The following is a 19,261-nucleotide window of genomic DNA, read 5'->3' as shown; positions in this document are numbered from 1 at the left end:
CTCAACTCAACCAATCTCGACAGCCAGTGGCCGAACCTGAATCGCGCCGCCCGAACGTCACCCGGCAGGCACGTCTTGGCCTGGGGCGACGAGACTCGCGGCATCCGCGTCCGCGGAATGCCATGAAACGAGTCTCGTCGGGTCGTCGGCAAGAAATCCCTAGTTCTGCGCGGCGCTTGCGTCCGCGACGACGCGGCGGGACGCGGGTACGCGTCACGCCGCGTCGGTTTCTTGACGCCTGTTGTCTGTTGCTTGTCTGCTGCCGGCCTGCTGCCGGCTCGTACCGGTACCGAGCCGACGCGATGTGCCGCTGTTACCAGCTGCCGGCCAGCAGGAGGTCCCCGTACTCGTGCTCACGGGAGACCTGCTGGAGGTCGGACTCGACCATCATGTGCATCAGCTGCGGGAAGTCGACGGTCGGCTCCCAGCCCAGCTCGGTACGGACCCGCTGGGTGTCCGCGCACAGCACCTCCACCTCGGCCGGACGCACCAGGGCCGGGTCGACGCAGACGTAGTCCTTCCAGTCGAGGTCCACGTGCTCGAAGGCATAGCGCACCGCGTCCCGGACCGTGTGCATCTGGCCGGTGCCCACCACGTAGTCGGTCGGCTCCTTCTGCTGGAGCATGAGGTGCATCGCCCGGACGTAGTCGCCGGCGAAGCCCCAGTCACGCACCGCGTCGAGGTTCCCGAGGTCCAGCTTCTTCTGGTGGCCCAGCTTGATGCGGGCGGCCGCCAGCGAGATCTTCCGGGTGACGAACTCCGCGCCACGGCGCGGGGACTCGTGGTTGAAAAGCATCCCGGACACCGCGTACATCCCGAAGGACTCACGGTAGTTCTTCGTGATGAAGTGCCCGTACGTCTTCGCGACGCCGTACGGGCTGCGGGGGTGGAACCTGGTGGTCTCGCTCTGCGGAGTCTCGGCGGCCTTGCCGAACATCTCCGAGGACGACGCCTGGTAGAAACGGATCTGGCCGCCGCCCGCATGGCGGGAGCCGTTCAGTCCGCTCACCATGCGGATGGCTTCGAGCATCCGCAGGACACCCATGCCGTTGATCTCGGTGACCAGTTCGGCCTGCTGCCACGACATCGGCACAAAGGAAATCGCGCCGAGGTTGTACACCTCGTCCGGCTGCACCGTGTCCACGGCCGAAACGAGACTTGCCTGATCCATGAGATCGCCGTCCACGAACGACAAATCGGAGACCAGACGGCTCACCCGCGATTTCCGCGGATTGGCCTGTCCCCTGATCAATCCCCATACCTGGTAACCCTGCGACAGCAGGTGTTCCGCCAGGTAAGAACCGTCCTGTCCGGTGATCCCAGTGATCAACGCGCGCCTGGACATGTCATCCCCTTCTCTCCCCCGGACAGACCGCCCGCACGCAGAGCTGTCCCACCACGGGAGCGGAACATGCGAAAGTCCGACGGTGAACGCACCGGAAGAATGACCGGTCGATGAACTGGCACCGAATGCGCTTCTGTCCGGCCGATATATGCGACCGCACGCTCGCAGTCGCCCGACGGCAGTGTCAAGAAAATGCCGACACACTAGGGAATTTGCGAGACTCGGGCCCCGCGGGCACACCGTCGGCCGACGCCCGGGAGCATCCCGCCGCGTGAACACTAGGGATTCTCCTGCGCGTTGTGCGGTGGACTGGGCGGGTCGGCGGTCCGCCGGCCCTGCCGTCCGGAGAGTTCGGTGCTGATCAGACTCCTGCGTGCCCGCCTGCGCCCCTACGGCCGCTCCGTCACCCTTCTCGTGCTGCTGCAACTGGTGCAGGTCACGGCCACGTTGCTGCTGCCCATGTTCGGTGCCGCGGTCATCGACAACGGCGTGGTCAAGGCCGATACCGATTACATCTGGCGGACCGGTGCCGTCATGCTCGTCGTGGCGGCCCTGCAGATCGCCTGCGCGATCGGCGCGGTGACCCTCGGCTCCCGCACCTCGATGGCCCTCGGACGCGATCTGCGCTCGGCGGTCTTCCGCCGGGTGCTGGACTTCTCCGCCCGCGAGGTGGGCCGCTTCGGCACCCCCTCGCTGATCACCAGAACGGTCAACGACGTCCAGCAGGTCCAGGCGCTGACCCAGTCGGCCTTCGGCATCGCGGTGTCGGCACCCATCATGTGCGTCGGCAGTGTGCTGCTGGCGCTGCGTCAGGACGTACCGCTGTCGATGTTCCTGGTGGCGATCGTCGTGGTGATCGCCGGCACCTTCACGCTCATCCTGACCCGGATGAGCCCGTGGTACGACCTGATGCAACAGCGCGTCGACCAGGTCAACCGGATGCTGCGCGAGCAGATCACCGGGGTCCGGGTGGTGCGGGCCTTCGTGCGCGACACCCACGAACGCGAGCGGTTCACCCGGACGAACGCCGAGATGACCGCGCTGTCACTGCGCGTCGCCCGGCTGATAGCGGCGATGCTCCCCCTCGTCATGCTGGTGATGAACGCCTTCATGGTGGGGCTGATCTGGTTCGGCGCCCGCCGGATCGAGGCCGGATCGATGCAGCTCGGCTCGCTGAGCGCCTTCCTGAGCTATCTCGGTCTGATCCTCATGTCCGTCGTGATGGTGACGTTCGTCTTCCTGGCCGTTCCCCGCGCGAGGGTGTCCGCCGAACGCATCCAGGAGGTGCTCGACACCGAGCCGAGCGTCAAGGCCCCCGAGACCCCGGTCCCCGCCGGCCCGGACGCCGGCCGGCTGGAGCTGCGTGCCGTGGAGTTCCGCTACCCGGGGGCGGAGGAGCCGGTATTGCGGGACATCGACCTCACGGCCGGTCCCGGGGAGACGGTGGCGATCCTCGGCAGCACCGGGAGCGGCAAGACGACCCTGCTGAACGTGCTGCTGCGGCTCTTCGACCGCACGGGCGGATCGGTCCTGGTGGGCGGCGTCGACGTGCGCGCCTACGACGCCGACGCCCTCTCCCGCACCGTCGGCTTCGTACCGCAGAAGCCCTATCTCTTCTCCGGCACCGTGGCGAGCAATCTGCGCTTCGGCCACCCCGGGGCCACCGACGAGGAGCTGTGGCGCGCCCTGGAGATCGCCCAGGCCCGGGACTTCGTCGCGCGCATGCCCGGTGGGCTGGGCGCGCGGATCGCCCAGGGCGGCACCAACCTCTCGGGCGGGCAGCGACAGCGGCTGTCCATCGCGCGCACGCTGGTGCGCCGGCCCGACATCTATCTCTTCGACGACTGTTTCTCGGCGCTCGACTACGCCACGGACGCGGCACTGCGGGCGGCCCTCGCCCCCGAGATCGCCGGGGCGACGGTGGTCGTCGTCGCCCAACGGGTCAGCACGGTCCGGCACGCCGACCGCATCGTGGTCCTCGACGCCGGGCGCGTGGTGGGCACCGGCACCCATGAGGAGCTGATGCGCGACAGCACGACGTACCGCGAGATCGCGCTCTCCCAGCTCACCAGCGAGGAGGCCGCCGGTGCGACGCCACAGCCGTGAGCACGCCGTGAGCGCCGCCGCGCTCGTACGCCGGCGCTCGCACCGACTCCCCGGAACCCAGAGGAAAGGCGGGGCGGCATGACTCCCCCGGTCAAGGTCGGCGCGGCACCGGGCACCCCACCGCGGGAGCCCGGAACCGTCCCGGACGGGGAGCTGCGCACCCCGCCGGAGGGCACCGAGCCGTCGGAGAAGGCACGCGACCCGCGCGGCACGGTCCGCCGGGTGCTGGGGCTGCTCCGCCCGCAGCGCGGGCGGGTCGCCGTGCTGCTCGGCCTCGGGATCGTCGGCGTCACCCTCAACGCCCTCGGTCCGAAGCTCCTCGGTGATGCCACGGACCTGGTCTTCGCCGGTGTCGTCGGCAAGCAGGTGTCCACCGGGGAGTCCAAGGCCGCCGTCGTCGAGCGGTTGCGCTCCGAGGGCCACGACTCGCTCGCCAATGTCTTCAGCACGGTGGACGTGGTGCCCGGTCGGGGCATCGACTTCGACGGCGTCGGACGGCTGCTGTTGGTCGTCCTCGCACTGTACGCCGCGGCGTCGCTGTTCACGCTTCTGCAGGGGTGGCTGGCCACGGCCGTCGTCCAGCGGGTCGTGTTCGAGCTGCGCGAGAGGGTGGAGGCAAAGCTCGCACGGCTGCCGCTCAGCTACTTCGACCGCAATCCGCCGGGCGAGGTACTGAGCCGGGTCACCAACGACGTCGACAACCTCCAGCAGACCCTCCAGCAGTCACTGAGCCAGCTGATCACCGCGGTGTTCTCCACGCTGAGCATGCTGGTCCTGATGTTCGTGATCTCACCGCTGCTGGCTCTGATCATGCTGATCGGCGTGCCCGTGTCGGCGTTGCTGGCCACGTTGATCGTCAAACGGGCACAGCCGCAGTTCGCCGCGCAGTGGGCGGCCACGGGAACGCTCAACGCCCATGTCGAGGAGATGTACAGCGGGCACTCGCTGGTGAAGGGCTTCGGCAGGCGGGAGCTCGCGGAGCGGGCCTTCGACGAGCACAACGAGGCGATGTACCGGGCGGGCGCGAAGGCGCAGTCCGTCTCGGGCACCATCGAACCGTCGATGATGTTCGTCGCCAACCTCAGCTATATCGTCGTGGCCGTCGTGGGCGCGCTGCGGGTCGTGAGCGGGTCGCTGTCGATCGGTGAGGTGCAGGCGTTCATCCTGTATTCCGGCGGGTTCAGCCGGCCGATCGTCGAGGCGGCGAGCGTCGCGGGCCGGCTGCAGTCGGGGGCGGCGTCCGCCGAGCGGGTCTTCGCGCTGCTCGACGCGGACGAGCAGGGGCCCGACCCGCGGCGGCCGGCGCGGCCCGAACGGGTCGAGGGGCATGTGGAGTTCGAGCGGGTGTCGTTCGCCTACACCCCGGGCACCCCGCTGATCGATGACCTGTCGCTCACCGTGCGGCCCGGCCAGACCGTGGCGATCGTCGGTCCGACCGGGGCGGGCAAGACCACGCTGGGCAATCTGCTCATGCGCTTCTACGAGCTCGACGGCGGTCGCATCCTGCTGGACGGCACGGACATCGCCGGGATGACCCGTGAGGAACTGCGCGCGAACATCGGTCTGGTCCTGCAGGACGCCTGGCTGTTCGGCGGCACGATCGCCGAGAACATCGCCTACGGGCGCCCCGACGCCACCCGTGAGGAGATCGTGGCCGCGGCGCGCGCCACCTGCGTGGACCGTTTCGTGCGGACCCTGCCCGACGCGTACGACACCGTGCTCGACGACGAGACGTCGAGCGTCAGCGCCGGTGAGAAGCAGCTGATCACGGTGGCGCGGGCGTTCCTGACCGGGCCGGCGATCCTGGTGCTGGACGAGGCGACGAGTTCGGTCGACACCCGCACGGAGGTCCTCATCCAGCGGGCGTTGAACTCGCTGCGCGCGGGCCGTACCAGCTTCGTCATCGCTCACCGGCTGTCGACCATCCGGGACGCCGACGTCATCGTCGTCATGGAGGCCGGGCGGATCATCGAGCGGGGCACGCACGAGGAGCTGATCCGGAACGCGGGCACCTACGCCCGGATGTACGCCTCCCGCACCCTGGTGCCCGGGCAGGAGCCGGGAGCGCAGGGGGAGCCGGCCGGTCAGGCCTGACCGGTCTCGATGCGGCTGATCCTGCCGTCCGTCGTGCCGAACCTCCAGGCAGTGCGCATCTCGCCCCAGGTGTCGTTGCGGAAGTCGGCGATCAGCGAGAGGCCGCCGTCCGATTCGGACCGCACGTCGATGTGGCCCCCGGAGCTGAAGATCTCCTTGTCGATCCACTGGTGCAGATCGCGGTCGGAGCCGTCGTCGGACAGGGTCGCGTCGTCGGTCAGCAGCGACAGGAAGCCCTCCCGGTCGCCGGTGTTGATCGCGAGGGCGAGGGCTCTCACCAGGGGGTCGCTGAGGTTCTGGGGGGCGATGGTCATCGCGGGCTGCTCCTCGGTCGTTCCGGGCGGATGTCCCGAACGGTAGCCACGGGGTGGGGTTCCGGCCACGGGACCACCCCCACCCCGGCCGCAAGATCGTTAAGCGGGGCGATCGCCGTATTCACCTTATTGAGGGGAAAGATGACTTACCCCGCCTTTCTGTGCGACCCGCCGCCTAGCGTGAGGGGCGATTTGGTCCGGGCCACGCGAAAGGCCGTGCACGATGTCAGATCCCTTCCGGCTTCCTTCCTTCTACATGCCGTATCCGGCCCGTCTGAACCCTCATCTGGAGAGTGCCCGCGAGCACTCCAAGGCGTGGGCCCGCGACATGAACATGATCGAGGGATCCGGCATCTGGGAGGAGTCGGACTTCGACTCGCACGACTACGCCCTGCTGTGCGCGTACACCCATCCGGACGCCACGGCCGCGGAGCTGTCCCTGGTCACCGACTGGTACGTCTGGGTGTTCTTCTTCGACGACCACTTCCTGGACATCTTCAAGCGCAGCCGGGACATGGCCGGTGCGAAGGCCTATCTCGACCGGCTGCCCGCCTTCATGCCCGTCGACCCGGTGGACACCCCCGCGACACCGACCAACCAGGTCGAGGCGGGACTCGCGGAGTTGTGGGCCCGTACGGTCCCGACGATGTCGCGGGACTGGCGCCGCCGCTTCCACGAGAGCACCCGGCATCTGCTGGAGGAGTCCCTCTGGGAGCTCGCCAACATCAATGAAGGCCGGGTGTCCAACCCCGTCGAGTACATCGAGATGCGCCGCAAGGTGGGCGGCGCCCCCTGGTCCGCCAATCTCGTCGAGCACGCGGTCGGCGCCGAGGTACCCGCCGCGGTGGCGGCGAGCCGGCCGATGCGGGTCCTCAAGGACACCTTCTCCGACGGGGTGCACCTGCGCAACGACCTCTTCTCCTACCAGCGCGAGACCCAGAGCGAGGGCGAGCTGGCCAACGCGGTGCTGGTGCTGGAGAAGTTCCTGGGCTGCGACACCCAGGAGGCGGCCGACGCCGTCAACGACCTGCTCACCGCCCGCCTGCAGCAGTTCGAGCACACCGCACTGACCGAGGTGGCGCCGCTGCTGCGGGAGCACGGACTCGACCCGGCGGCGCACGCCGATGTCTTCGCCTACGTCAAGGGGCTCCAGGACTGGCAGTCCGGCGGACACGAGTGGCACATGCGCTCCAGCCGGTACATGAACGGCGCCTCGGGCGACGCCCCGGAGGGCGCCCCCGCTCCCCTGGCCGCCACGGCGGCCCTCCTGGCCGGCCCCTCCGGCCTCGGCACGTCGGCGGCGCGGGCGCTGGTCTCGCTGGCGGCCTCGGTCCCCGCGAGGCTCAGGAGCCACACGCACATCCCCTTCCAGCAGGTCGGACCGCTGCCGCACCCCGACTTCCTCATGCCCTACACGACCCGGCTGAGCCCGCACCTGGACGCCGCCCGCCGGCACAACGTCGAGTGGAGCCGTGCTGTGGGAATCCTGGACGCCGTCCCCGGCGTCCCCGGATCCGCCCTCTGGGACGAGGAGAAGCTCAAGGACATCGACCTGCCCCTGTGCGCCGCCGGCATCCACCCCGACGCGGCCCCCGGGGCGCTGGACCTGACGTCGGACTGGCTCACCTGGGGCACCTACGCCGACGACTATTACCCGGTGGTCTTCGGCCGCACCCCGGACATGGAAGCCGCGAAGGCCTGTCACGAACGGCTGCTGCTGTTCATGCCCTTGGACCTCGCCTCGGCGCCGACCCCGCTCAACCCGCTGGAGCGCGGACTCGCCGATCTGTGGCCGCGTACGGCGGGACCGATGGACACCGACGACCGCCGCACCTTCCAGGACGGCGTCCGGGTCATGCTGGAGAGCTGGCTGTGGGAGCTGTCCAACCAGAAGCAGAACCGCATCCCCGAGCCCGTCGACTACATCGAGATGCGCCGCCAGACCTTCGGCTCGGACCTCACCATGAGCCTGTCCCGCATCGGCCACGGACACACCGTGCCGCCGGAGGTCTACCAGGCACGGCCCGTCAAGGCGATGGAGAACGCGGCGCAGGACTACGCCTGCCTGATGAACGACATCTTCTCGTACCAGAAGGAGATCCAGTTCGAGGGCGAGATCCACAACGCCGTCCTCGTGGTGCAGAACTTCTTCAACTGCGGGATTCAGGAGGCGCTCGGCATCGTCAGTGATCTGATGACCTCCCGGATGCGCGAGTTCCAGCACATCGTCGCCGTCCAACTGCCCGCCATGTTCGACGACTTCGACCTGGACAACGCGGCCCGCGCGACACTGACGGGCTATGCGGAGGAGCTGGAGCACTGGCTGTCCGGCATCCTCACCTGGCACCGGGGCTGCCGCCGGTACGCCGAGGTCGACCTGCTCCGGCACAACGCCCCGCCGGTGCCGACGTGGGGCGCCCCCACGGGCCTCGGCACCTCGGCCGCCAGGATCACGATGCCGGTCCGCCCGCCCACGGCGGTGGCAGGGGTCCGGGGCTGACCGGGACCAGGGGCCGGGAGGCTCAGCAGTCCAGGGGGTCCGGGATGCTCGCCGTGGTGGGACCACTGTTGCGGCACAGCCCGTAGCCCTGGTCGTGAAGGTCGTCGACGATGCCGGGCAGGGCGTCGGGGAAGCGGGTGTAGAGGTGCCCCAGGACGACTCCGCTGCGCTTGGCCGCCGCCGGGGCCGCCCGCACCCGGGCCCGCAGGACCTCCGGGTCCGGGAACTGCCCACCGGTCTCCACCCAGTCCCGGGTGTCCACGGTCCAGGTGCAGATCCGGTAGCCGAGCTCCGCCGCGAGTGCCGTCTCGCGCGGCCCGTAGTCACCGAACGGCGGTCGCAGCAAGGTGCTCCGCAGCCCGCTGCGGATCTCCTCGCGGGCCGCCTTCTCGCTCAGGGCGGGCAGATGGGGGTGGGAGTAGGAGTGATTGCCGACCCAGTGGCCTTGGCGCCGCAGGGCGGTGGTGATGTGGGGATGGCGCTGGGCGTGATGGTTGACGAGGAAGAACGCGGCGCGGATGCCGCGCCCCCGCAGGAAGCTGCCGGCCCGTACGGCCCGGTCCGGGTCCTCGACGGACCAGTCGTCCAGCGTCAGCAGCACCCGGCCGGAGGTATTGCCGCACCGCTCGACGTCATAGCCCGCCGCCGCGCTCGCGGGGGCCGCGCGGACCGCGAGGACGGCCGACAGCGCGGCGATCGCGGCCGTCACGGGCCGGGGGTGACGACAGGGACGGGACGGGCTGCCGGTGATCACCGCCTCAGGCTGGCAGTGGCCGCATCCCGGCGCAAATGAGGACTCGGCCGGCCGGGTGACGCGGGAGCGCCCGGGTCAGGAACAGCTGCTTCCGCCGCAGCTCGAACTCGAGCTGGAGCAGGAGCTGCTGGAACACGAGCTGCTGGAGCAACCCGTGCTGCAACCGTAGCCGGAGGACGAGCTCGATCCTCCACTGCCGGAAGAGCGGGAGGACGAGGGCTTGTACGGTCGCCACCCGCCGCCGGCCTTCTCCAACTGCTTCCCGAACTCCTTGTGGGGGGCGGGTAGGTCCTGTGGGCCCCAGACCGCGACGACACCCGCGAGACCCGCCGGATGGCGGTCCGGCTTCGGCTCTCCCCAGGGGCTCTCCAGCCAGAGGTATCGATCCATCCGCGCCCCCTGGTCGGTGAACCGGTCGACGCGGGGGCGGCACAGCACCCGCAGCGCGATCCCGAGGGCGACCAGGGCGAGGGGGGCGAAGCGGGCCAGGGAGGAGTCCGCCGTGGCGGCCGACGCCAGGGCGAGGATCCCGGCGACCACCAGCCAGACGACGTGGATGCCCGCGGCCCAGCGCCAGGTGCCGTGCGTCTGTACCGGCATCAGCAGGCCCTGCTTCTCCAGCGAGCCTTCCAGGGTCCGCATGTCCCGGCAGCCGGTCAGCACGTCCCGCACCGCGCGCAGGTCGCTGCTCCAGTCGGTGGCGCATTCCTTCAACACGGCTCGCTCGAAGGAGTCCCGGGCGATCGGACTGATCACCTTGACCTTGCCCGCGGAGTCCACGGAGACGCGTTCCTCGGCGTACATCCGGGCGATCACGGTATCGGCCACTCCCCCCTCCCGCCCCTTCAGGTAGGCGATCTCCAGCAGACCCGGTTCGCATCCGGCGGTCAGCGGGACGCGGGGGCCACGGGCCGTGAGACGGAGGCGCAGGAGCCAGGCCGAGGAGAGGGCGAGCGCGATCAGGGCCACGGTCAGGGCGATGATCATAGGTCAGTTGCCTTTCGGAGCGGCGCTCGTCGCGATGCGGAGCGAGCGCGCGGCGCGTGAGGTTCGTAGGGCCGCCATCAGTCGGCCGAGGCGGCCGGGGGCGGGCGGTGGGGCCGTTCGCTCCTCCCACCAGGCGGTCAGCAGCTCCCGCCGTCCGGCGTCCGGCGGTTGGCCGGTGTCCAGGAGGTGGCGGACGAAGTCCGTGGCGTCCCGGCGGTAGCCGTCGGTCATGGGGCGGGTGCGGGCGTAGGCGAAGAACAAGTCACGGAAGTCCCCGGCCAGGATCTCCGCCGGCTCGGGTGCCACCTTGGTGAGGACGTTCGCGCGCTTGGCGATCAGCGCCCGTCGTTGTACCTCCAGCCGCCCGGGGTCGAAGCCGTCGGGCGGCGGGCCGCCCGCGACGAGCGCGGACAGCAACTCGGTCTGCGCGTGCGCGAGCCGACGGCGGGCGGCGTCGGGCTCGTCCCCGTCGTGGACGTGGCGCGGGAGTTCAGACACGGTGGGGCCCCCGGAGCACGCCGCGGATCGCGGTGAGTTCGGCGGCGAGCCCGTCCGCTTCGGGGAAGTGATCGTCGCGTTCCAGCAGCACACCGGGCGGGGTGACGCGGGAGCACAGTTCGGCGAGGACGTCGAGGACGGGCCGGGTCACCGGGTGGGCGTGGCTGTCGTGCCACAGGCCGTCCCTCTCGAAGCCGCCCGCCACATGGACGTAGGCGAGGGCTTCGACCGGCAGTTCGTCCAGGAACGCGGCCGGGTCCTCGCCCCGGTTGACGTGATTGGTGTGGAGGTTGGCGACGTCGACGAGCAGCCGCACACCGGTCCGCTCGACCAGCTCGGTGAGGAACCGCCCTTCGGTCAACTCCTCGCCCGGCCACGTCAGGTAGGCCGCGATGTTCTCCAGGGCGAGCGGTACGGGCAGGATCTGCTGGGCGATCCGCACGTTCGCGCACAGCACGTCCAGGGCGTCGCGGGTGCGTGGCACGGGCAGCAGGTGCCCGGCCTCGATCCGTGGCGAGGCGGTCAGCGGGCCGCCGGCCCGGACGAACGCGATGTGCTCGCTGACCAGCGGTGCGTCGAGCTCCTCGGCCAGTTCGGCGAGGGCGACCAGCCGGGCGAGGTCGGGGCGTTCGGCGCCGCCGAGGCCGAGCGAGACACCGTGCGGGACGACGGGCGTGCCGCGTGCGAGCAGCCGCTCCAGGGGTTCGGGGAGATGGCCCGGGCAGAGGTTCTCCGCCACGACCTCCACCCAGTCGACGTCCGGGAGCCGCGCGATGTCGTCGGCGATCTCCGGACGCCAGCCGATGCCCGTGCCCAAGTGCCCCATGGGTCCCCCGCCCCCGTGTTCCCGCGCGGGACCGATCGCGCGGGGAAACAGTCCGGGGGAAAAATGCCCCCTGTCGCATCATATGAATGACCGTTCGGGGAGGCGCGGAAGCGTCGGTGTGATGTTGGCATCAGCAAGCACGGACGCGAGTTCGACTAGCGTTCCGGTACATGCAGAAGAGTCTGTACGGAACCGCTGTCGTGTTGCGTCCGGCGACGCCGGCCGACATTCCCGCGCTCGCCGCCATCCGTGCGAAGCCGGAGGTGTACGCGCGTTGGCGCGGGGGCGAGGACTTGGCGGCCGTGGTGGCCGAGGACCTCGCCTATCCCGGCGACCACACCCTGGTGATCGAGTACGACGACGAGGTGGCCGGTGCCATCCAGTGGTCCGCCGAGCCCGATCCGGACTACCGCCACGCGAACATCGACCTCTATGTGGACCCGGCGGTGCACGGCCGGGGTGTCGGGAGCGACGCCGTGCGCACCCTCGTCCGGCATCTGATCAACGATCACGGCCATCACCGGGTGGTGATCGACCCGGCGGCCGACAACGCCGCGGCCATCCGCTGCTACGGCAAGGTGGGCTTCCGTCCGGTCGGCATCATGCGCCGCTACGAGCGGGGGCCGGACGGCACCTGGCACGACGCCCTGCTGATGGATCTGCTCGCCGAGGAACTGACCGACGACACCCGGCCCGGCAGCGAGGGCCGCGCCGCCTCCTCGGGGGCCTGAGCGCGGCCGGGGGCGGCCGCGGGATCCCGGCGGTCGCCCCCGGCGCGCGGCTACCGCACCGCGTAGACCTTCTCGGCGAACGCGGCGATCTGGTCCTCGGAGAGGTGCCGGGCCAGGTCCGCCTCGCTGATCATGCCGACGAGGCGCTTGTTCTCGATGACCGGCAGCCGGCGGATGCGGTGGCTCTCCATCTCCTCCAGCACCTCGGAGACGTCGGCGTTCGCGTCTATCCAGCGCGGGGTGCCCTCGACCAGGTCGCCGGCGGTGATGTGGGACGGGTCGTGACCGGCGGCGACGCACTTCACGACGATGTCACGGTCGGTGATGATCCCGCACAGCCGGTCGTTCTGGTCGCTGACCGGCAGGGCGCCGACATCCAGCCGCCGCATCAGCTGGGCGGCTCGGTCCAGCGTCTCCGTACGGGGTATCCACTGCGCGCCCTCGTGCATGATCTCCTTGGCAGTGGTCATGGTTGCCTCCTGAGTCCCACCGGCGGCGCGGGCGCGCGCCGGGGGTTCGATCGGACGTCGCCGCGGCTGACGCACACGGCTCTTCCATCGTCGCCGCCCCTGCCCTCCGCCGCGAACGCGGCGCCCTCCGCCCGGGGGCGATGGCCGGGCGACCGCGCCCTGTGGGCCCTTCTTGAGCCCGCGCGGCTGTCAGTGGCCGGTGCCAGACTGAAAAGCGTCGGGAGACACCGGATCGCCGCGCCCGCGGGAGACGGCCCCCGGCGCGGATCCGTCGAAGGAGCGCACCACCATGCTCACCACTGACTTCGTGACCGGCGCACCCAATTGGCTCGACCTCGGCAGCCCCGACACCGCGGCGGCGGCCGCGTTCTACGGCTCGGTGTTCGGCTGGGACTTCCGGGCGGCCGGGCCCGAAGCGGGCGGTTACGGCTTCTTCCAGAAGGACGGCCGGACGGTCGCCGCCCTCGGACCGCTCACCGAGGAGGGGGCGAACGCCGCCTGGACGGTGTATTTCCGGACCCCGGACGCCGATGCGACGGCGAAGGCCACCGAGCAGGGCGGCGGCACCGTCCGGGTCGAGCCGTTCGACGTGATGGACGCCGGGCGGATGGCCTGTCTGACGGACCCGGGCGGTGCCGAGTTCGCCGTCTGGCAGCCCGGCTCCGTCAAGGGGCTGGAAGCGGCCTCGGAGCCCGACACGCTGTGCTGGACGGAGCTGCACAGCCCGGACCCCGAGGCGGCCCAGGCCTTCTACCGCTCGCTGTTCGGGTGGCGGAGCGAGCGGATGGAGGTCCCCGGCATGACCTACACCGTGCTCTCGTCGGCCGAGGGCGACCAGCAGGCCACGACGTTCGGCGGTGTCGCCCCGCTCGAGGACGGCAATGAGCCGCGCTGGCTGCCCTACTTCGCCGTCGAGGACGCGGACGCGGCCGTCGCGAGGACGGTCGACCACGGCGGCTCGGTCCTCATGCCCGCCATGGACACCCCGGACATCGGCCGGATGGCCTGGCTCACCGACCCCTTCGGCGCCCCCTTCGCCGTGATCGAGCCGAACCCTCCGCAGTCGCCCTGACCGGGCGCGTCGGAAGGGAGGCCGGGCAGGTGGTCAGTGGACGGGGGCCACGGCCCGGATGCCCGCCACGACGGCGTCGACGAGGGCGGCCGGGTCGGGCTGGAAGTAGAAGTGGTCCCCGCTGAACACCCGGGTGCCCAGGAAGCGCGTGCTGGTGGCCGCCCAGCCCTCCGTGCGCGACAGCGGAACGCCCGCGTCGCCGTCCGCGACGAACACCGACAGGGGGACCGGCAGAGCGGGGGCGTCGCGGCGTGGCCGCCAGGTCTCCGAGAGTTCGAAGTCGGCCCGCATGATCGGCGAGAAGAACGCCCAGAGTTCGGGGTCCTCCAGCACCTCGCGCGGCGTGCCGCCCAACCGCAGCACCGCTTCGCGCAGCCCGTCGTCGGGAAGGGCGAAGCGCCGGGTCCCCCGGGGGTGGTGCTCGGGGGCGCTGATCGCCGAGAGACCCAGCCACTGCGGGAGGGGAAGCCCGCGCTCGTGCACGGCGAGGGCGGTCTCGTACGCGGCTATCGCACCCATGCTGTGGCCGAAGAGGGCGTACGGACGGTCCATCAGGGGCCGGAAGTCGTCGAGGAACCGCTCGGCCAGCTCCGCCGCGCTGCGGCAGGGCGGGCCGGGGCGGGCGACCCGGCCGGGCGCGTCGACCAGGCACAGCTCCCACTCGGCCGGCAGCAGCCGGGCCCAGCTCCGGAACGGCGCGTGCGAGCCCCCGGCGTGGTGCAGGACGAAGAGGCGCAGCTCGGGGTCCTGGACGGGGCGGGGGCGGATGATGTTGTTGATCTTGTTGTCGGTCATCAGAGCGGTGGGTTCCTGTTCTCGTCGCCGTCGGCCCGCCGGTGCGCGAGGGCGGACTCGAACGCCAGTATGGCGAGTTCGTGATCGGAGTGCGGGGCCGGGGCGGTAAGTGACGGGGACCGAAACGGAACCTTACTTTCCATGTGGGGCGGGGCCGGGCCGGTGTCGGGCGGCGGTCCGGTTGCGGGCAGGGGCGGAGTCCCTATGGTGGAGAACAATCATGATGCTCGCCCCAGGCCGGGACAGGCCGCCCGAGGCTTCGCGGCTCCCCCACCGCGCGCGACGCCTCGTCGTGGCCGCCTATGTCCTCCTCGCCGCCTCCGTCGCGACGGACCTGGCCACGAATCCGCAGTGGACGCTCTCCCCCGTGCTCGCCACGGCGCCCGTGCTCGCCAGCATCGGCACCCGGCGCGCCCGGGTCCCCCTGGCGGCCGGGCTGCTCGCCCTGGCGCTCGTCCCCCTGCTCGCGCGGGCCGACCCCGATGTCTCGCTCGCCGTCCATCTGACGTCGGGCTTCACCATCCTGACGATCACCTCGGTCAGCACCGCGAACGTCGTCCTCGTGGCGACGCGGGAGCGCGAGCTGCTCCAGTCCCGTTCCGTGGCGGAGGCGGCGCAGCGCACGCTGCTGCGGCCGCTGCCGGAGCGGATCGGCACGCTGCGGGTGGCCGTGCGGTATCTGGCGGCCGCGGCCGAGGCCCGGGTGGGCGGCGACCTCTACGCGGCGCTGGCCACGCCCTTCGGGACCCGGCTGATCATCGGTGATGTGCGGGGCAAGGGGTTGTCCGCCGTGGACGCCGCGGCCGACGTGCTGGGCACCTTCCGGGAGGTCGCCCAGGTCGAGGCGGATCTGACCACGGTGGCGCGCCGGATCGACGCCGCCCTGGGACGGCGCCCGCCCAGCGAGGAGTTCGTGACCGCCGCGCTGGTCGGGGTGCCGGACGACGACGGCCCGGCCGAGCTGGTGAACTGCGGCCACCTGCCGCCGTTGCTGCGGCGCGCGGGGACGGTGACCGAGGTGGAGACGCCCGTCCCGCAGCCGCCGCTGGGTCTGCTCCATCTGATCGGCGGCCTCTGCGACGGGCAGGGGTTCGTCTTCGAGCGGGGTGATCTGCTGGTGCTGTACACCGACGGCGTGACCGAGGCCCGCGACGCGTCCGGTGTCTTCTATCCCCTGACCGAGCGGCTCGCCCGACTGCCGGAGCTGGCTCCGGACGCGATGGCGGACCGTCTGGTGGCCGATCTGCTCTCCTACGCGGGCGACGAACTGTCCGACGACGCCGCCCTGCTGGTGGTGCGGCGCGAGCAGTGACACGGCGATCCCCTCACGGGTGGGCACGGACCGTCCGCGCCGCCCGGGTCTCCGCCGCCGCGGGCGGTCAGGCGCCGCAGTCCAGCTCCGCCGGGGGCAGTTTGCCGGAGACGAGGAAGGTGCCCACCGCGCGGTCGGTGCACTCCGAGCCGTTCGCGTAGGCCGAGTGACCCGTGCCGGCCCGCACGACCAGGGAGCCCGCGCCCAGGTTCGTCCGCACGGCCCGGGCGTTGACCAGCGGCGTCGCCGGATCGACGGCGTAGGAGACCAGGACCATGGCGGGGGCGCCGGGCGCGCTGAGAGGTTCGGCCTTCCCCGTGGGGGTGATGGGCCAGGCCGCGCAGTGCACCATGGCCGTGGCCACGGTGGAGCCGAACAGCGGCGACGCCTTCTCGAACTCCCCGAGGTATTTGAGGATGTCGTCGGGGCTCCTCGGCCCCGGCCTGTCCAGGCAGTCGATGGCGCTCCTGGCCATGGAGGGATCGGCGGTGGCTTCCCCGTTCTCCCCGGCCGGTCCCTGCCCGGTGAGCCGGCCCCCGTACGGGCCGAGCCGCATGAGCGGCTCCGGGTCGCCGTTCATGGCGTCGACCAGGGCCTGAGTGAGCTCCGGCCACTTCGCGTCCTGGTAGAGGGAGTCACGGATGGCCTGAGCCGCCATGGCGGTGGTGAGCCGGGCGCCGTCGGGGCCGGGGACGGGGTGGGCGTCGAGGCCCCGCACGAAGTCGGTGGTCGTGGTGGTGACGTCGTCGGGTGTGGCGCCGAGGGAACAGTCGTTCGCCGCGCAGGTCCGCGCGTAGCTCGCGAAGCTCTCGCTGATGGCCTTGACGTCCTCCCGCGCGGTCTGCGCCTGGTCGGCGCCCGGGTCCACGACCCCGTCGAGAACGAAGCGCCCGACCCGGTCCGGGAAGAGCCGGGCGTAGTGCTGGCCGATGTAGGTGCCGTAGGAGACGCCGAGGTAGTCGAGTCTGTCCTCGCCCAGGGCCGCCCTGAGCAGATCCAGGTCGCGGGCGACGCTGACGGTGTCCATGTGTGCCATCAGCGCACCGGTGACCTTCCGGCACTCGGCCGCCCGCTCGGCGGCGATCTTGAACTCCGCGTCCATCAACTGCCGGGTGCGCGGGATGAGATCGCTGCCGCCGTCGCTCGCGGGGCATATCAGCGGGGCCGAGCGGCGGACGCCACGCGGATCGAAGCCGACGAGGTCGTAGCGGTCGCTCACCTCGGGGGTCGCCACGAACGTACCGTCGGCGACGAGGGCGGCGCCCGCCTCACCGGGTCCGCCGGGGTTGAAGACCAGCGCGCCGAGCCGGCGGGACCCGGCCGGGGCGCGCACCCGCGCCACCCGCACCTTGATGGTGCTCTTGTGCGGCGCCGCGTAGTCCAGGGGCACCGTCAGCCAGGAGCACTCGGCGTCCGGCAACGGCTGCTGCACGCCCTCTCCGGCGTCCTCGGGCTCGCAAGGGGCCCAGTCGAGGCGCTGCCGGGCGATCTCCGGGGGCACCCCCGGTACGGGAGGTCCGGGCGGGGCGGCGCGCCGCGGCCCGTCCGGTCCGCCCGACGGGGTCGGCGGCCCGGTCCTCCCGGCACTGCCGCCACCGTCCGCCACACAGCCGCCGGCCACGAAGGCCGCGGTGACCATCACCACCGCTATCCTGCCGGGCCGGGTACGCATCCTCGTCACGTCCTCTCCTGGCGAGGCCCCGGCGGCGAGACGGACACAGCCTCGGGGACGATCCCAGTCCATCCGCCACGGCGGCGGGCCGCAGCCGGGATGGGGCCATCGGGATGACACGGCCGTGCGGGTTCCCCGGGACCGGCGCGGGGCAGGGTGACCTACGAACGGGGCCTGCGAAAGGGGGGACCATGGGACATGCCGCCGCGCCCGGTGGCGACCGGGAGGCCGGGCACGCCGACCACGAGAGCCACGGCGGCGGGGACCGGAACGGCCGCGCCACCGGGCGGGACGTCGTGATCGTGGGCGCCGGGTTCGCCGGTACCAGCGTCTTCCTGCACCTGGTGCGCGCGCTCCTGCGCCCGGGCCCACGGACGCGCACCGGCCCCGCCGCCCGCCCGGTACGGTCGGTGCAGGTGGTGGACCCCCACCCCGTCGGGTGGGGGCTGGCCTTCGGTGACAGCGACCCGCTGCTGGTGTGCAACAGCGCCGCCGACGTCAACTCCCTGCTGGCGGACCGGCCCACCGACTTCATCGACTACCTGCGGGCGCGCGGCGCGCCACCGGGGCCCAAGGACTGTGTGCCGCGCGCCCGGATGGCCGAGTACTGCCACGACCGCCACACCGAGGCCCGCGCCCTGGCGGTCGCCCACGGCATCGAGGTCCGGCACGTACGGGACACGGCGGTGTCGGTCAGCGCCTGGGCCGGCGGGCACCGGGTGCGGCTCCGTGGCGGGCAGGAGATCACGGCCGACGAGGTCGTCGTCTGCACGGGTGTCCACCGCCCGCGCGTCCCGGACGGCTTCGCGGCCTTCGCCGGCCACCCCCGTTATCTGGACAGCCCCTACCCCGCCGGCCGGATCCGGTACGGGCTTCCCCCGGGCAGCCGGGTGCTGGTGCTCGGCACCCACCAATCGGCCGTCGACGCCGCCCTGTTGCTGTGCCGCGACGGCCACCGGACGACCATGACCTCGCCCTCGGGACTCCTGCCCGCCGTACGGCAGTCGCTGGCCGCGCCGGTACGCGACTTCCCGCCGTTGGCAGGGATCGCCCGCCTCGATGCCGCCGACCCCCGGCTCGAAGCGAAGGTGACGCGCTGCGCGGTGGAGGCGGTCCGGCTGCTCGACCGCCGCCCGCTGCGCGCGCAGACCTCCACCGCCGCCGATCCCGTCCGGCGGCTGCGGGAGGAGACCGCCTTGGTGGAGTCCGGTGCCTGCTCCTGGCCCGGCGTCGTCGTGCCGCTGCTGGAAGAGGTGATCGCCCTGAGCGCCGCCCTTCCCGCCGCCCGGCGCCGCGCGCTGATCGCGCACTTCGCGTGGTTCGTCGGCCGCTACGCGACGGCACTGACCGTTCTCAACGCCCGTCGGCTGCTCGCCCACTTCGACACCGGCGTGCTGCGGATGGCTCCCGGCTACCCCCGCGCCGTGTCCTTCGACGAGGGCGCGTGGCGGGTGCAGTGGCCGCGAACCGCACCCACGGGATCCGGGGCGGGCTTCGACTACGTCGTCAACGCCACCGGTTTCCTTCCCCCCGAGCTGTGCTGGGACACCGACGGCAAGGCCGTGCACCTGGACGGGGCGCCGGGGCCCGCCGCGGCCGTCGACCGTCTGGAGGCCGATCTGCGGCTGCGCCTGGCGCCCGGGGCGCAGCCCGAGCACATCTGGGTGGCCGGGGTGGGCACCCATCTGCGGATCCCGTTCTCCAACCATCTGCGCAACGTGGTCCGGCAGGCCCGTCAGGTCGCGGACGAGATCGCGGCGATGCCGTGAACGGAGCGGGCGAGTG

14 protein-coding genes and 1 pseudogene are annotated in these 19,261 nt (G+C 71.7%); 7 read left to right on the top strand and 8 right to left on the bottom strand.

The features are described 5' to 3' along the window. Nucleotides 1-313: 313 nt before the first annotated feature. Nucleotides 314-1,345, bottom strand: a complete 1,032-nt coding sequence (locus AB8O64_RS33475) for a GDP-mannose 4,6-dehydratase (protein ID WP_370423427.1) — start codon at nt 1,343-1,345, stop codon at nt 314-316. 354 nt (nt 1,346-1,699) lie between these two features. Here AB8O64_RS33475 and AB8O64_RS33470 point away from each other — a divergent pair, with 354 nt between their 5' ends. Both AB8O64_RS33470 and AB8O64_RS33465 read left to right on the top strand, forming a co-directional pair. Next, a complete protein-coding gene (locus tag AB8O64_RS33470; protein WP_370423426.1) occupies nt 1,700-3,451 on the top strand; it encodes an ABC transporter ATP-binding protein in 1,752 nt (583 codons plus the stop codon). 78 nt (nt 3,452-3,529) lie between these two features. Further along, entirely contained in the window at nt 3,530-5,545 is a 2,016-nt protein-coding gene (locus tag AB8O64_RS33465; protein ID WP_370423425.1) for an ABC transporter ATP-binding protein, read from the top strand. On the opposite strand, the gene AB8O64_RS33460 is transcribed toward AB8O64_RS33465, so the two are convergent. Next, complete coding sequence (locus tag AB8O64_RS33460; protein ID WP_370423424.1) at nt 5,536-5,859, bottom strand: nuclear transport factor 2 family protein; 324 nt, start codon at nt 5,857-5,859, stop codon at nt 5,536-5,538. The genes AB8O64_RS33465 and AB8O64_RS33460 overlap by 10 nt on opposite strands. Nucleotides 5,860-6,082: 223 nt before the next feature. Between AB8O64_RS33460 and AB8O64_RS33455 the strand changes: the two genes are divergently transcribed. Beyond that, complete coding sequence (locus AB8O64_RS33455) at nt 6,083-8,359, top strand: family 2 encapsulin nanocompartment cargo protein terpene cyclase (protein WP_370423423.1); 2,277 nt, start codon at nt 6,083-6,085, stop codon at nt 8,357-8,359. A gap of 22 nt (nt 8,360-8,381) precedes the next feature. Here the strand turns inward: AB8O64_RS33455 and AB8O64_RS33450 are convergent, their stop codons facing one another. The 3 genes and pseudogenes from AB8O64_RS33450 to AB8O64_RS33440 form a co-directional block, all read right to left on the bottom strand. Next, entirely contained in the window at nt 8,382-9,068 is a 687-nt protein-coding gene (locus AB8O64_RS33450) for a polysaccharide deacetylase family protein (protein WP_370423422.1), read from the bottom strand. A 120-nt stretch (nt 9,069-9,188) separates the two neighbouring features. After that, nucleotides 9,189-10,100: a TIGR04222 domain-containing membrane protein gene (locus tag AB8O64_RS33445; RefSeq protein WP_370423421.1), complete on the bottom strand. Its 912-nt coding sequence runs from the start codon at nt 10,098-10,100 to the stop codon at nt 9,189-9,191. 3 nt (nt 10,101-10,103) lie between these two features. Then, nucleotides 10,104-11,424: pseudogene (locus AB8O64_RS33440) on the bottom strand (DUF692 domain-containing protein). Between the two features lie 170 nt (nt 11,425-11,594). Here AB8O64_RS33440 and AB8O64_RS33435 point away from each other — a divergent pair. Next, on the top strand, nt 11,595-12,155 hold the full coding sequence (locus AB8O64_RS33435; RefSeq protein ID WP_370423420.1) for a GNAT family N-acetyltransferase: 561 nt from the start codon (nt 11,595-11,597) through the stop codon (nt 12,153-12,155). A 50-nt stretch (nt 12,156-12,205) separates the two neighbouring features. Here the strand turns inward: AB8O64_RS33435 and AB8O64_RS33430 are convergent, their stop codons facing one another. After that, nucleotides 12,206-12,625 (bottom strand): CBS domain-containing protein, encoded by a 420-nt coding sequence (locus tag AB8O64_RS33430; RefSeq protein ID WP_356454001.1) that lies wholly within the window; start codon nt 12,623-12,625, stop codon nt 12,206-12,208. Nucleotides 12,626-12,914: 289 nt separating this feature from the next. Here AB8O64_RS33430 and AB8O64_RS33425 point away from each other — a divergent pair, with 289 nt between their 5' ends. Continuing rightward, nucleotides 12,915-13,697, top strand: coding sequence for a VOC family protein (locus tag AB8O64_RS33425; protein ID WP_370423419.1), 783 nt, complete (start codon nt 12,915-12,917; stop codon nt 13,695-13,697). A gap of 33 nt (nt 13,698-13,730) precedes the next feature. Here AB8O64_RS33425 and AB8O64_RS33420 read toward each other — a convergent pair whose 3' ends face one another. Then, a complete protein-coding gene (locus tag AB8O64_RS33420; protein ID WP_370423418.1) occupies nt 13,731-14,492 on the bottom strand; it encodes a thioesterase II family protein in 762 nt (253 codons plus the stop codon). A gap of 220 nt (nt 14,493-14,712) precedes the next feature. Here AB8O64_RS33420 and AB8O64_RS33415 point away from each other — a divergent pair, with 220 nt between their 5' ends. Beyond that, nucleotides 14,713-15,804: a PP2C family protein-serine/threonine phosphatase gene (locus AB8O64_RS33415; RefSeq protein WP_370423417.1), complete on the top strand. Its 1,092-nt coding sequence runs from the start codon at nt 14,713-14,715 to the stop codon at nt 15,802-15,804. Nucleotides 15,805-15,871: 67 nt separating this feature from the next. Here AB8O64_RS33415 and AB8O64_RS33410 read toward each other — a convergent pair whose 3' ends face one another. Then, nucleotides 15,872-17,476: an alpha/beta hydrolase gene (locus AB8O64_RS33410; protein ID WP_370424049.1), complete on the bottom strand. Its 1,605-nt coding sequence runs from the start codon at nt 17,474-17,476 to the stop codon at nt 15,872-15,874. Nucleotides 17,477-17,667: 191 nt separating this feature from the next. Here AB8O64_RS33410 and AB8O64_RS33405 point away from each other — a divergent pair, with 191 nt between their 5' ends. Continuing rightward, nucleotides 17,668-19,245, top strand: coding sequence for an FAD/NAD(P)-binding protein (locus tag AB8O64_RS33405; RefSeq protein ID WP_370423416.1), 1,578 nt, complete (start codon nt 17,668-17,670; stop codon nt 19,243-19,245). Nucleotides 19,246-19,261: the final 16 nt, after the last annotated feature.

This window comes from Streptomyces sp. QH1-20, assembly GCF_041283565.1.
In the GTDB taxonomy this organism is placed as follows: Bacteria; Actinomycetota; Actinomycetes; order Streptomycetales; family Streptomycetaceae; genus Streptomyces; species Streptomyces syringius.
This window is presented reverse-complemented; position numbering and strand designations above follow the sequence as displayed.

What these genes read in the sequence shown, in the direction of transcription:
- AB8O64_RS33475 (WP_370423427.1), bottom strand. Translation starts at nt 1,345, where the DNA reads ATGTCCAGGCGCGCGTTGATCACTGGGATCACCGGACAGGACGGTTCT.
- AB8O64_RS33465 (WP_370423425.1), top strand. Translation starts at nt 3,530, where the DNA reads ATGACTCCCCCGGTCAAGGTCGGCGCGGCACCGGGCACCCCACCGCGG.
- AB8O64_RS33460 (WP_370423424.1), bottom strand. Translation starts at nt 5,859, where the DNA reads ATGACCATCGCCCCCCAGAACCTCAGCGACCCCCTGGTGAGAGCCCTC.
- AB8O64_RS33455 (WP_370423423.1), top strand. Translation starts at nt 6,083, where the DNA reads ATGTCAGATCCCTTCCGGCTTCCTTCCTTCTACATGCCGTATCCGGCC.
- AB8O64_RS33445 (WP_370423421.1), bottom strand. Translation starts at nt 10,100, where the DNA reads ATGATCATCGCCCTGACCGTGGCCCTGATCGCGCTCGCCCTCTCCTCG.
- AB8O64_RS33435 (WP_370423420.1), top strand. Translation starts at nt 11,595, where the DNA reads ATGCAGAAGAGTCTGTACGGAACCGCTGTCGTGTTGCGTCCGGCGACG.
- AB8O64_RS33430 (WP_356454001.1), bottom strand. Translation starts at nt 12,625, where the DNA reads ATGACCACTGCCAAGGAGATCATGCACGAGGGCGCGCAGTGGATACCC.
- AB8O64_RS33425 (WP_370423419.1), top strand. Translation starts at nt 12,915, where the DNA reads ATGCTCACCACTGACTTCGTGACCGGCGCACCCAATTGGCTCGACCTC.
- AB8O64_RS33420 (WP_370423418.1), bottom strand. Translation starts at nt 14,492, where the DNA reads ATGACCGACAACAAGATCAACAACATCATCCGCCCCCGCCCCGTCCAG.
- AB8O64_RS33415 (WP_370423417.1), top strand. Translation starts at nt 14,713, where the DNA reads ATGATGCTCGCCCCAGGCCGGGACAGGCCGCCCGAGGCTTCGCGGCTC.
- AB8O64_RS33410 (WP_370424049.1), bottom strand. Translation starts at nt 17,476, where the DNA reads ATGCGTACCCGGCCCGGCAGGATAGCGGTGGTGATGGTCACCGCGGCC.
- AB8O64_RS33405 (WP_370423416.1), top strand. Translation starts at nt 17,668, where the DNA reads ATGGGACATGCCGCCGCGCCCGGTGGCGACCGGGAGGCCGGGCACGCC.